This is a genomic window from Sediminimonas sp. (assembly GCF_024637375.1).
GTDB lineage: Bacteria > Pseudomonadota > Alphaproteobacteria > Rhodobacterales > Rhodobacteraceae > Sediminimonas.
On sequence record NZ_JAGXFK010000035.1, the window covers coordinates 1 to 10,788 of the forward strand.

The window sequence follows — 10,788 nt, forward strand, 5'->3', positions numbered from 1 at the left end:
ATAAAGCGCGATCCACATTCGTTGCTGCGCCCACCCGGCGGTCGGGCACCGCGCGGCACCTCAGCCGGTCGCCCAATGTCCGCTCCCGGCCACGCGCCGCCAATACCGCGCCAGCCTGATCCGGCGTAAAGGGCTCGACCCCGTCATCTGACCGTATCGCTCAAGGATTCCGGACGAGTGACCGATACCCTGCGTCCATGGAGTATCTTGTGTCACACCTGTGTGCCACATCACTCGAATGTTCAGCCAACATGTTGATCTGTATGGGGTTGGTGGAGCCTAGGGGGATCGAACCCCTGACCTCTTGCATGCCATGCAAGCGCTCTCCCAGCTGAGCTAAGGCCCCATCTTGCCGCCGGGTCGCCCCGGCTCATGCGCCGCTGTCTAGGCAAAGGCGCGGGCGGGTTCAAGCCAAAAATTCGGCGCGCGGACGGGAGTATCGTGCGCGAAGCCCGCCGGCTCAGCCCTCTTCGTTGTCCGACGCGACATCGGCGATCTCGTCGAGCGAGACGTTGCCGTCGTCCTCGTCATCGAGAAGATCGTCGTCCAGCTCGACCTCGACGTCCTCTTCCTCGATGGTATCGGTGCTGGCTTCCTTCTCGGTGGTCTTGAGCTTCTTGGTCGCGGCGTCTTCGGCATCCGGGGTCACGGCGCGGTTCTTGCCGGTTTCCAGTTCGACGACCTCGCCGGTATAGGGGCTGACGACCGGATTCTTGTTCAGGTCATAGAAGCGTTTGCCGGTCGTTGGGCAAACGCGCTTGACGCCCCATTCTTCCTTGGGCATGGGAAGTCCCTCTCGTATCTGGAGTGTTGTTGACGGTCAGCGCCACCTGCCATAACGGCTGTGGCGTGTCAAAGCCTTTCGCGGAGCAGCAAAACCTTCGTGCAGGAGTACATATGGACCAGGTCATTCTGCCGGGCGAGCCACCGGTTTCCATTACCCTGCGCGTGTCGCGCCGCGCCCGTCGGCTATCGCTCAGGGTTTCGGCGCTCGATGGGCGGGTAACACTGACGCGACCCCATGGCGTGAGCGCGTGCGAGGCGCTGGATTTCGCCCGCGAGCGCGAGGAATGGCTGCGCGGCCATCTCGCGCGTTGTCCCGGCGAGTGCCGGGTCGGGCACTACACCGCCATTCCGTATCGCGGCAACATGATGCGCATCGTACCGGGGCCGGGGCGGGTGGCAAACCTGGTCGACGACACGCTCGTGGTGCCGGGCGATGCGGATGCGGCCGGACAGCGGGCGATGTCCTTTCTCAGGCTCGCGGCGCGCGACAGGTTTGCCGAAGCGTCGGACCGGTACGCCGCCTTGCTGGGCCGGTCTTTCATGGGCATCACCCTGCGTGATCCGCGCTCGCGTTGGGGGTCGTGTTCGTCGCGCGGCCGGCTGATGTATTCGTGGCGGCTGATCATGGCCCCCGACGCGGTGCTTGATTACGTGGCCGCGCACGAGGTCGCCCACCTGGCCGAGATGAACCACTCGCCCCGGTTCTGGGCTGTCGTCGGGCGCCTTTACGGCGACACGCGTGCGCCGCGCGATTGGCTGCGCCGCGAGGGCACGGCGCTGCATAGGTTCCGCTTTGCCGATTGACCGGCGCTCGCGTTTGTGATCACACCTGTTGCCATGCTGATGAACCCGCGCCCAGACCCGGTGCCCTCGGCGCATGACCGCGTCTACCGCGGGCTGCGCGGGCGTATCATGCATGGCCAGATCGCGCCCGGGCAGGCGATGACGCTGCGCGGGCTTGGCGCGGAATTCGGCGTGTCGATGACGCCGGCGCGTGAGGCGGTGCGCCGGTTGGTGGCCGAAGGGGCCTTGACGATCACCGCGTCGGGCCGTGTTTCGACGCCGGAGCTGAGCAACGACAGGATCGAGGAACTGGCCGCCTTGCGATCGCTGCTTGAGGTCGAACTGGCCAGCCGTGCGCTGCCGCGGGCGCATATCGCGCTGATCGAGCGCCTGCAAACCATCAATTCCGGTGTCGGTGCCATGGTCGCGCGGCACGATGCCGTGGGCTATATCCGGGCCAATCTGGAATTCCATCGTGCCTTGTACTTGCGGGCGCAAGCGCCGGCCATGCTGGCCATGGCCGAAACCGTCTGGCTGCAAATGGGGCCCACCATGTGTGCGCTATACGCGCGTTTGCGCCGACGGGAGCCGCCACAATATCACCGTCTCATCATCGCTGCGCTCAAGGCCGGGGATGAGCCCGGCTTGCGGCTGGCGGTGCGATCGGACGTGACGCAGGGCCTGAAGATGCTGGCACGTTGAGGGATGCGTATGGCGGAGACAACGGTAGATCAGCCGCTGATCCTGGTGGTGCTGGGGGGGCTGTTCCTGGCCGGGCTGGCGGCGGATAGTCTGGGGCGTCGCACGCGGCTGCCGCGGGTGACGCTTTTGCTGGGATGCGGCGTGTTGTTCGGCAACGCCGGGCTCGACCTGATCCCGCAAGCGGTGACGGATTTCTACGGCCTTCTGTCGACCATCGCGCTGACCATGGTCGCGTTTCTTCTGGGCGGGTCGCTGACCCGCGACAACCTTTCCGAACACGGCCGGGCAATCCTTTCGATCTCGATCATGGTGGTGATTGCGACGCTGGTGGCGGTGTCGGTCGGGTTGTGGCTTTTCGGCGTACCGATCGAACTGGCGCTGCTGCTCGGCGCCGTGGCGACGGCCACCGATCCGGCCGCCGTTGCGGATTCGATCCGGCAGGCGGGCGCGAAAGGTGGCTTCGCGAACACCTTGCGCGGGATCGTGGCCATTGACGATGCCTGGGGCCTGATCGTTTTCGCCCTCGCGGTGGTGGCTGCGCGCGCGCTTGGCGAAGGCAGCATGGAACTGGGCGCCCTGCGCGAGGCGGGGTGGGAGCTGGGCGGTGCCGCGATCCTCGGGCTATTGATCGGCTGGCCCGCCGCCAAGCTGACGGGTCGCATTCGACGCGGCGAGCCGCTGCGGATCGAGGCACTGGGCATCGTGTTCGTCACCGCCGGGCTGGCCAAGTGGGCGGATGTTTCGTTTCTGCTGTGCGGCATGGTCGTGGGCATGGTCATCGTCAACCGCGCCTATCACCACGAGCGTGCCTTTCACGAGATCGAGAACATCCAGTGGCCCTTTCTGGTGTTGTTCTTCATCCTCGCGGGCTCGACACTGGACCCGCAGGCGCTGGTGCAGATGGGCGGAATCGGGGCCGGCTACGTGATCATGCGCATCGTCGGGCGAATTGCGGGCGGCTGGATCGGCGCGGCCCTGGGCGGGGTGCCGGTAAAGCAGCGGCCGTGGTTCGGCGCCGCGATGCTGCCGCAGGCGGGGGTGGCCGTGGGCATGGCCCTGGTCGCGGCGCAGGAGTTCCCCGACCACGGGCAGACCGTCGTCATTCTGACCATCGCTACGACCGTGGTTTTCGAGGTCATCGGCCCCCTTGTCGCACTCCTGGCGTTGCGGCGCGTGGCGCGGTCCTAGCGGCGCCGCGGTTCAGGCTGCCAGCCCCTTCGAGCCAAGGTCGAGATACTTGCGGCGGCGCTCTTGCAGCAATTTCTTGCCCTGCTTTCCGTCAAGCTCGGTGAGCATCTCCTCGATCGCTTTCCCGACCGACGCGATCGCCGCCGCCCGGTCGCGATGTGCGCCGCCCAGGGGTTCAGAGATAATCCGGTCGGCCACCCCCAGCTTGGCCAGGTCCTGCGCCGTCAGGCGCAGCGCCTCGGCCGCTTCGCGCATCTTCTCGGCGTCCTTCCACAGGATCGAGGCGCAGCCCTCGGGGCTGATGACCGAGTAGATCGAGTGTTCGAGCATCGCCAGGCGGTCGCCGGTGGCAAAGGCGACCGCACCGCCCGAGCCGCCCTCGCCGATGATGACGCTGACCAGGGGCACCCGAAGTTGCAGGCATTTTTCGGTGCTGCGCGCGATCGCTTCGCTTTGGCCGCGCTCTTCGGCGCCCTTGCCGGGATAGGCGCCGGGCGTGTCCACCAGCGTCACCACCGGCAGGCCAAAGCGGTTCGCCAGGTCCATCAGGCGGATCGCCTTGCGGTAGCCCTCGGGTCTGGCCATGCCGAAATTGCGTGCGATGCGGCTCTTGGTGTCGCAGCCCTTTTCGTGCCCGATCACCATCACCGGCCTGTCGCCAAGTCGCGCCAGCCCGCCCATGACAGCGTGATCGTCGGCAAAGTTCCGGTCACCGGCGAGCGGCGTGTACTCGGTAAAGAGCGCCTCGATATAATCCTTGCAGTGGGGCCGGTCCGGGTGGCGTGCAACCTGGCACTTGCGCCACGGCGAGAGCGACTTGTAAAGGTCCACCAGCATGTCGGCGGCCTTGTTGTCCAGCGCCCTGGCTTCTTCCTCGACATCCATCTCGGTGTTGTGGCGCGCCATCGCGCGCAGTTCCTCGGCCTTGCCCTCGATCACGGCAAGGGGGCGTTCAAAATCAAGGTAGTTGGTCATTGCATCGCTCCGGGCCGGGAAACCACGCTGCGATATATGGCCGCCTTGGGCGCGGGATGCAACATTGCCGCGCATGCAGGGTCACGCCGCCGGCCACAGCACCGGGATCAGCGAGGCTACGAGCAGCGCCGCCATCGTCCAGTTGAAGGCGCGCAGCCGACGGCGGCTGGCCAGAAGATGGCGCAACTGGCGGCCCAGAAGCGTCCAGCAGTTGGTCGAGATGACCCCCATGCCCACATAGGTGCCCGCCACCCACAGGATTGCGGAAAGGTCGCGGCTGGCGGCGTAGAGGGTGATCGCGCCAAGCGCCATCGACCATGCCTTGGGATTGACCCACTGGAACGCCGCCGCTTGCAGGAAGGTCAGCGGCCGGCCTTCGAGCGATGCCTCGGCGGGCGGCGCCGCGTTGGCGATCCGCCACGCCAGCCATAGCATGTAGGCCACCGACAGCCCCTTCAGGATCAGGTGCGTGACCGGCCAGATGTCGAACACCTGCATGACGCCCAGCCCGACAGGCACGATCATCATCGGAAAGCCCAGCCCGACGCCCAGCATGTGCGGCAGGCTTCGGCGCAGCCCGAAATTCGCGCCCGACGCCATCAGCATCAGGTTGTTCGGCCCGGGCGTGATGACCGAAACGAAGGCAAAGGTTGCGAGGCCAAGAAAAACATCCAGAGTCATGGGGCGAATTATTGTCATGATTCATGCGATGAAATTGCAAAGCCGTGGGGAGGACAGAAAATGCTGCAACAATCAGGCGAGATGGACGCAATCGACAGCAATATATTGCGCGAGCTGTCACGCGACGGTCGGATGAGCAACACCGTCCTGGCCGATCGCGTCGGCCTGTCGCCCTCGGCCTGTCTGCGCCGCGTGCAGGATCTGCAACGGCGTGGCGTGATCCGCGGTTTCCGCGCGGTGCTGGACCCGGCCGCCATGGGGGTGGGCCTTCTGGCTTACGTGACCGTCGGGCTCAGCGCGCACACCAAGCCCGCGCAAGAGGCGTTCGAGCGCGCGATGGCGCGCGCGCCCGAGGTGCGCGAGTGCCACAACATCACCGGCGCGGTCGAATACCTGCTTCGGGTCGAGGTCACCGACATGGCCCATTACAAGCGCTTTCACACCGATGTCCTGGGCACCTTGCCGCACGTCAACGCGATCACCTCCTACGTGGTGATCGGTTCGCCCAAGGACGACCGGGCCTGAGGCGGGGCTTGACGCGCGTCAGGTGTCTTCGCCGCCCACGTTGCGCGCGAATGCCTCGCGGAACTCGGCCTGCTTTTCGGGGCTGGCCGCGGCCTGGTGGCCGGCCTTCCAGTCTTCGTAGGGCAGACCGTAGAAGACCTCGCGCGCCTCTTCCTTGCTCATCTCGATGCCGCGTGCCTGGGCTGCCTCCTGGTACCAGCGGCTCAGGCAGTTGCGGCAGAACCCCGCAAGGTTCATCAGATCGATGTTCTGCACGTCGGGGCGGTCCTGCATCAGGTGTTGTTGCAGCCGGCGAAACGCGGCGGCTTCCAGTTCGGTTCTCGTCGCTTCATCCATCGGCATGGTCCCCTTGTCAAAGCCCGGTCTGCGCCAGCGCCTGTTGCAGGATCGGCGCAAGGAAACGCGCCCAGGCGGTTTGCTGCGCCTCATCGTCGATCAGGTCATTGCGCAATTCAACAAGGATGTTGGGCCGTTGATGCGCGATCGCGTGGCGCGCGATGGCGTCGCCCGGCAGGTGGCCGCCATAGGGTTGGTTTTCGCCGACGCACAGGTCGGGGCGGGCGCGCAGGCGCTCGATCACGGGGCGCGCAAGCCGCGTGTCGGCGGCATGGAGTATCCCGATCTGCCAGGGCCGTGGCGGCCGGCCCCTGAGGCGCGGCGTGAAGCTGTGGACCGAGACGATCACCGTGTCGTCGCGCCGCGCCGCCAGTTCTGCCAAGGCGCTGTGGTAGGGCCGGTAGCAGCCGTCGAGCCGCTGCCGCAAGTCGGCCGGGCCAGCATGGCGGTTGCCGGGTATGATGGTGCCGTCATAGAGCTTCATCAGCAGTGTCGGGTCGTCCTCGCCGCGGTTCGGGTCGATCACCAGGCGCGAGAAATTGGACACGATCGCGGGCGACTCCAGCGTTTCAGCCAAGGCGAGGGCCACCCCTGCCGCGCCGATGTCATAGGCGATGTGGCGCGCCATTTCGTCATCCGGCAGGCCGAGCGAGCCATCGTTCACGAACGGCGGCACCGTGTTGGCGGCGTGGTCGCAGGTGACCAACCACCGGCCCGGGCGTTCCTCGCCGATGACGTGAAACGGGTGATATGTCATGAAAGCGCCCCCATGTTCCGGCCCGTGATCTAGGCCAAAGCGGGCATGAAGGGAACCGTTGCTGAACCGACAAGAATGCGCGATAACCTTGCGCCGAGGTTAGCGTTAACAACATCCGGACGGCTGCGCCGCAAGGCCACGGCATCGCAGGACTGCCACCGTGAAGACAGGGGAAAGATCATGAGACGCTTTCGGAACGTGAAGATCGTGGCGACGCTGGGCCCGGCCTCGGACGACTACGAGATGATCAAGGCCCTGCACGAGGCGGGCGCCGATGTCTTTCGCCTCAACATGAGCCATGGCGAGCACGCGGAGATCCGCGCCCGCCACGCGATCATCCGGCAGGTAGAGCGTGACCTCGGCACCACCATCGGCATCCTGGCCGATCTGCAGGGGCCGAAACTGCGCGTCGGCACCTTCGCCCGGGGCGAGGAGGAATTGCACGAGGGCGCCACCTTCCGGCTGGACCTCGAAAATGCCGAGGGCACCGACAAACGCGTCAACCTGCCACACCCCGAGATATTCGCGGCGCTGGAACCGGGCACGCGGCTGCTGATCAACGATGGCAAGATCGCGCTCAGGGTCGATAGCTGCGGCCCCGATTTCGCCGATTGCGTCGTCGTCAACGGCGGTTTGATCTCGAACCGCAAGGGCGTCAACGTGCCCGACGTGGTGCTGCCGCTTGCGGCGCTGTCCGAAAAGGACCGCAACGATCTGGAATTCGTCTGCGACCTGGGCATCGACTGGCTGGCGCTGAGCTTCGTGCAGCGCCCCGCCGATGTCGAGGAGGCGCGAAAGCTGGCCGGCGACCGCGCCGCGATCCTGTCGAAGATCGAGAAGCCCGCCGCCGTGCATTGCTTCGACGACATCCTCGCCGTCAGCGATGGCATCATGGTGGCGCGCGGCGACCTGGGCGTCGAACTTCCGGTGCAGAACGTGCCGCCGATCCAGAAACGCCTGGTGCGGCGCTGCCGCGCGGCGGCCAAGCCGGTGATCGTGGCGACGCAGATGCTGGAATCGATGATCGAATCGCCGATGCCGACGCGGGCCGAGGTCTCGGACGTCGCCACCGCCATTTACGAGGGCGCCGACGCGGTGATGCTGTCGGCCGAATCGGCCGCCGGCGATTACCCGGTCGAGGCCGTCACCACGATGGACAACGTCGCCCGCGAAGTCGAGGAGGACCCCACCTACCGCGAGGTGATCGAGGCCAGCCGCCGCGCCGATCGCACCACCGTGGCCGACGGAATCGTCGCCGCCGCGCGCGAGATCGCCGAGACGACCGACATAAAGGCGATCTGTTGCTTCACCCATTCCGGCACCACCGGGTTGCTGATCGCCCGCGAACGCCCGCGCGTGCCGATCATCGCCATGACGCCGATCCGCGGCACCGCCCGGCGGCTGGCGCTGACATGGGGGGTGAACTGTGTCATCACTGACGAACTGGAACGATTCAAGCAGGCGGTGGTCAATGCCGCCAAGGCGGCGCGCGCAGGCGGCTATGCCACGCAGGACGACCAGATACTGGTGATCGCCGGGGTGCCCTTCAACGTGCCGGGAACGACCAATATCCTGCGCGTGGCGCCATGCAACGAACGCCTGATCTTCGCCTCCGATCCCGAGTGACCGGTGGCACGAACCGAAAGGCCGGCCAATGGATAGCGACCTGTTGCTTGTCGGGGGGCTCGTCATCGCGCTTCTGGCGCTGATCTCGGCGATCCGCGCCTATTCCGACGGCGAGACACCGCGCGCGGCAGCGGTGGCGATGCTGATCGGCGGCGGCATGGTGATCTGGGCGCTCACGCAAAGCCCCGAGGGCTATACCCTGTCGGACGTGCCGCGCGCTTTCGTCCGGGTGCTGGCCTGGATAATGGGCTGAGACCCCCTTGCCAGATGCGGCCGCCCGGCGTATACGCCGCACTCGTCCGCGCGGCCGGCCTTGAGTGGCATGCCGAGTCGCGCCTATCCGAACCGATCTGAGAGGAGACGGAAATGCCCAAGATGAAGACCAAGTCGAGCTGCAAGAAGCGGTTCAAGGTGACGGCCACGGGCCGCATCCTGCACGCGCAGGCCGGCAAGCGGCACGGCATGATCAAGCGCACCAACAAGTTCATCCGCAACGCGCGTGGCACCACCACGATGTCGGCCCCTGACGAGAAGATCGTCAAGTCGATGATGCCCTACGACCGCTGAGGAGGGGTTTGATATGTCCCGAGTAAAAGGTGGCACCGTCACCCACGCCCGTCACAAGAAAGTGCTGCAGAACGCGAAAGGCTACTACGGCCGCCGCAAGAGCACCTTCAAGGTCGCCCGCCAGGCCGTCGACAAGGCCAACCAGTACGCCACGCGCGACCGCAAGAACCGCAAGCGCAATTTCCGCGCGCTGTGGATTCAGCGGATCAACGCCGCCGTGCGCGCGCATGACGATACGCTGACCTATTCGCGCTTCATCAACGGCCTGTCGCTGGCCGGGGTCGAGGTGGACCGCAAGGTTCTGGCCGATCTGGCCGTGCACGAGCCCGAGGCGTTCAGCGCCATAGTCGATCAGGCCAAGTCGGCGCTGAACTGACGACACACCGCAGAAGAGACACGATTTGCGCGGGTCCCTCGGGGCCCGCGTTTTCGCATACCCGCCCCGCACTTGCGCCCGGCCCCGCGAGTGGGTAGCAAGCCCCGGAACCTGACGGAGACAGCCATGGACGATCTGCGGGACAAGTATATCACCGCCATTGCCGACGCCGCCGACGAGGCCGCGCTTGAAGATATCCGCGTGCAGGCCGTGGGCAAGAAGGGCGAAATCAGCCTCAAGATGCGCGAACTCGGCAAGATGAGCGCGGAAGAACGCCAGACGGCCGGCCCCGCACTCAACGCGCTCAAAGACGAAATCAACAGCGCCATCGCGGCCAAGCGCGCGGCGCTGGCCGATGCCGCGCTGGATGAACGCCTGCGCGGCGAATGGCTGGATGTCACCCTGCCGGCCCGGCATCGGCGGCGCGGCACCGTCCACCCGGTCAGCCAGGTCACCGAAGAGGTCACCGCGATCTTTGCCGACATGGGCTTTGCGGTGGCCGAGGGGCCGCGCATCGACACCGACTGGTACAATTTCGACGCGCTCAACATCCCCACGCACCACCCCGCGCGGGCCGAGATGGACACCTTCTACATGCACCGCGCCGAAGGCGACGACCGCCCGCCGCATGTGCTGCGCACCCATACCTCGCCGGTGCAGATACGCACCATGGAGGCGCGCGGCGCCCCGCTGCGCATCATCTGCCCCGGCGGTGTGTACCGCGCCGATTACGACCAGACCCACACGCCCATGTTTCACCAGGTCGAGGGGCTGGCGATCGACCGCGACATCTCGATGGCCAACCTGAAATGGGTGCTTGAGGAATTCTTTGCCGCGTTTTTCGAGGTCGACGGCATCAAGACGCGCTTTCGCGCCTCGCATTTCCCGTTTACCGAACCCTCGGCCGAGGTCGATATCCAGTGTTCATGGGTGAACGGGCAACTGCGCATCGGTGAAGGCGACGACTGGATGGAGGTGCTGGGCTCGGGCATGGTTCACCCCAAGGTGCTGGCCGCCGGCGGCATCGACCCGGATGAATGGCAAGGCTTTGCCTTCGGCATCGGCATCGACCGGCTGGCGATGCTGAAATACGGCATCCCCGACCTGCGCGCGTTTTTCGATTCCGACCTGCGCTGGCTGCGCCATTACGGGTTTTCGGCGCTGGACGTGCCGACGCTGCACGGGGGGTTGTCGCGGTGAAGAAAGATGCCTGAGACCATCAGAGCAATCGATTGGCTACAATTGATTGCGCCGTCGGTTTCTCGGAGCGAGGGTCGAGAGGCCGCAATGCGGGACGAAGCGGGCGCTCGTTTTGCACCCCCAGCGCGGAATCAAGGCGCGCTTGCGCGCCGCCGCGCAGCGCCCGACCGCCCCCTCGGGCGGGCGCTTTTGCGGGCGTATCAAGCTGATGACAACGCGGATGTATTTGGCCGGCATAAAGCGCGATCCACATTCGTTGCAGCGCCCACCCGGCGGTCGGGCACCG

15 protein-coding genes and 1 tRNA gene are annotated in these 10,788 nt (G+C 66.1%); 9 read left to right on the plus strand and 7 right to left on the minus strand.

All coding sequences use genetic code 11. The features are described 5' to 3' along the window. Positions 1 to 270 precede the first annotated feature (270 nt). Positions 271 to 346: transfer RNA gene (locus Q0L89_RS04725), tRNA-Ala, on the minus strand. A 114-nt stretch (positions 347 to 460) separates the two neighbouring features. Beyond that, positions 461 to 784 (minus strand): TIGR02300 family protein, encoded by a 324-nt coding sequence (locus Q0L89_RS04730; RefSeq protein WP_296762960.1) that lies wholly within the window; start codon positions 782 to 784, stop codon positions 461 to 463. A gap of 113 nt (positions 785 to 897) precedes the next feature. Between Q0L89_RS04730 and Q0L89_RS04735 the strand changes: the two genes are divergently transcribed. From Q0L89_RS04735 to Q0L89_RS04745, 3 genes are read left to right on the plus strand one after another with little or no spacing between them, the layout of a single operon-like run. Next, on the plus strand, positions 898 to 1,590 hold the full coding sequence (locus tag Q0L89_RS04735; protein ID WP_296762962.1) for a SprT family zinc-dependent metalloprotease: 693 nt from the start codon (positions 898 to 900) through the stop codon (positions 1,588 to 1,590). 33 nt (positions 1,591 to 1,623) lie between these two features. After that, positions 1,624 to 2,271, plus strand: coding sequence for a GntR family transcriptional regulator (locus Q0L89_RS04740; protein WP_296762983.1), 648 nt, complete (start codon positions 1,624 to 1,626; stop codon positions 2,269 to 2,271). A gap of 9 nt (positions 2,272 to 2,280) precedes the next feature. Then, positions 2,281 to 3,459, plus strand: a complete 1,179-nt coding sequence (locus tag Q0L89_RS04745) for a cation:proton antiporter (RefSeq protein ID WP_296762963.1) — start codon at positions 2,281 to 2,283, stop codon at positions 3,457 to 3,459. A 12-nt stretch (positions 3,460 to 3,471) separates the two neighbouring features. Here Q0L89_RS04745 and Q0L89_RS04750 read toward each other — a convergent pair whose 3' ends face one another. After that, positions 3,472 to 4,434 carry an acetyl-CoA carboxylase carboxyltransferase subunit alpha gene (locus Q0L89_RS04750; protein ID WP_296762964.1) on the minus strand — a complete coding sequence of 321 codons (963 nt, stop codon included), beginning with the start codon at positions 4,432 to 4,434 and terminating at the stop codon, positions 3,472 to 3,474. A gap of 81 nt (positions 4,435 to 4,515) precedes the next feature. Further along, positions 4,516 to 5,115: a LysE family translocator gene (locus Q0L89_RS04755; RefSeq protein WP_296762966.1), complete on the minus strand. Its 600-nt coding sequence runs from the start codon at positions 5,113 to 5,115 to the stop codon at positions 4,516 to 4,518. 60 nt (positions 5,116 to 5,175) lie between these two features. On the opposite strand from Q0L89_RS04755, the gene Q0L89_RS04760 reads away from it, so the two are divergent. Then, a complete protein-coding gene (locus Q0L89_RS04760) occupies positions 5,176 to 5,640 on the plus strand; it encodes an Lrp/AsnC family transcriptional regulator (protein WP_296762968.1) in 465 nt (154 codons plus the stop codon). 18 nt (positions 5,641 to 5,658) lie between these two features. Here the strand turns inward: Q0L89_RS04760 and Q0L89_RS04765 are convergent, their stop codons facing one another. Together Q0L89_RS04765 and Q0L89_RS04770 are read right to left on the minus strand one after the other, a co-directional pair. Next, positions 5,659 to 5,976 carry a DUF1244 domain-containing protein gene (locus Q0L89_RS04765; protein WP_296762969.1) on the minus strand — a complete coding sequence of 106 codons (318 nt, stop codon included), beginning with the start codon at positions 5,974 to 5,976 and terminating at the stop codon, positions 5,659 to 5,661. Between the two features lie 16 nt (positions 5,977 to 5,992). Next, a complete protein-coding gene (locus Q0L89_RS04770) occupies positions 5,993 to 6,733 on the minus strand; it encodes an N-formylglutamate amidohydrolase (protein WP_296762971.1) in 741 nt (246 codons plus the stop codon). Positions 6,734 to 6,913: 180 nt separating this feature from the next. On the opposite strand from Q0L89_RS04770, the gene pyk reads away from it, so the two are divergent. The 5 genes from pyk (at position 6,914) to pheS (ending at position 10,502) form a co-directional block, all read left to right on the plus strand. Next, complete coding sequence (gene pyk, locus Q0L89_RS04775) at positions 6,914 to 8,359, plus strand: pyruvate kinase (RefSeq protein WP_296762972.1); 1,446 nt, start codon at positions 6,914 to 6,916, stop codon at positions 8,357 to 8,359. A gap of 28 nt (positions 8,360 to 8,387) precedes the next feature. Continuing rightward, positions 8,388 to 8,612 (plus strand): hypothetical protein, encoded by a 225-nt coding sequence (locus Q0L89_RS04780; protein WP_296762974.1) that lies wholly within the window; start codon positions 8,388 to 8,390, stop codon positions 8,610 to 8,612. A gap of 113 nt (positions 8,613 to 8,725) precedes the next feature. Next, positions 8,726 to 8,926 carry a 50S ribosomal protein L35 gene (gene rpmI / locus Q0L89_RS04785; protein ID WP_296762976.1) on the plus strand — a complete coding sequence of 67 codons (201 nt, stop codon included), beginning with the start codon at positions 8,726 to 8,728 and terminating at the stop codon, positions 8,924 to 8,926. A 13-nt stretch (positions 8,927 to 8,939) separates the two neighbouring features. Beyond that, a complete protein-coding gene (gene rplT, locus Q0L89_RS04790) occupies positions 8,940 to 9,302 on the plus strand; it encodes a 50S ribosomal protein L20 (protein ID WP_296762978.1) in 363 nt (120 codons plus the stop codon). 126 nt (positions 9,303 to 9,428) lie between these two features. After that, positions 9,429 to 10,502, plus strand: a complete 1,074-nt coding sequence (gene pheS, locus Q0L89_RS04795) for a phenylalanine--tRNA ligase subunit alpha (RefSeq protein ID WP_296762980.1) — start codon at positions 9,429 to 9,431, stop codon at positions 10,500 to 10,502. Positions 10,503 to 10,521: 19 nt separating this feature from the next. Here pheS and Q0L89_RS04800 read toward each other — a convergent pair. Beyond that, on the minus strand, positions 10,522 to 10,788 hold a 267-nt coding region (locus Q0L89_RS04800), incomplete at its 5' end, for a hypothetical protein (protein WP_296762981.1).

Coding starts and splice junctions, on each gene's coding strand:
- Q0L89_RS04730 (WP_296762960.1), bottom strand. CDS start 784: ATGCCCAAGGAAGAATGGGGCGTCAAGCGCGTTTGCCCAACGACCGGC.
- Q0L89_RS04735 (WP_296762962.1), top strand. CDS start 898: ATGGACCAGGTCATTCTGCCGGGCGAGCCACCGGTTTCCATTACCCTG.
- Q0L89_RS04740 (WP_296762983.1), top strand. CDS start 1,624: ATGCTGATGAACCCGCGCCCAGACCCGGTGCCCTCGGCGCATGACCGC.
- Q0L89_RS04745 (WP_296762963.1), top strand. CDS start 2,281: ATGGCGGAGACAACGGTAGATCAGCCGCTGATCCTGGTGGTGCTGGGG.
- Q0L89_RS04750 (WP_296762964.1), bottom strand. CDS start 4,434: ATGACCAACTACCTTGATTTTGAACGCCCCCTTGCCGTGATCGAGGGC.
- Q0L89_RS04755 (WP_296762966.1), bottom strand. CDS start 5,115: ATGACTCTGGATGTTTTTCTTGGCCTCGCAACCTTTGCCTTCGTTTCG.
- Q0L89_RS04760 (WP_296762968.1), top strand. CDS start 5,176: ATGCTGCAACAATCAGGCGAGATGGACGCAATCGACAGCAATATATTG.
- Q0L89_RS04765 (WP_296762969.1), bottom strand. CDS start 5,976: ATGGATGAAGCGACGAGAACCGAACTGGAAGCCGCCGCGTTTCGCCGG.
- Q0L89_RS04770 (WP_296762971.1), bottom strand. CDS start 6,733: ATGACATATCACCCGTTTCACGTCATCGGCGAGGAACGCCCGGGCCGG.
- pyk (WP_296762972.1), top strand. CDS start 6,914: ATGAGACGCTTTCGGAACGTGAAGATCGTGGCGACGCTGGGCCCGGCC.
- Q0L89_RS04780 (WP_296762974.1), top strand. CDS start 8,388: ATGGATAGCGACCTGTTGCTTGTCGGGGGGCTCGTCATCGCGCTTCTG.
- rpmI (WP_296762976.1), top strand. CDS start 8,726: ATGCCCAAGATGAAGACCAAGTCGAGCTGCAAGAAGCGGTTCAAGGTG.
- rplT (WP_296762978.1), top strand. CDS start 8,940: ATGTCCCGAGTAAAAGGTGGCACCGTCACCCACGCCCGTCACAAGAAA.
- pheS (WP_296762980.1), top strand. CDS start 9,429: ATGGACGATCTGCGGGACAAGTATATCACCGCCATTGCCGACGCCGCC.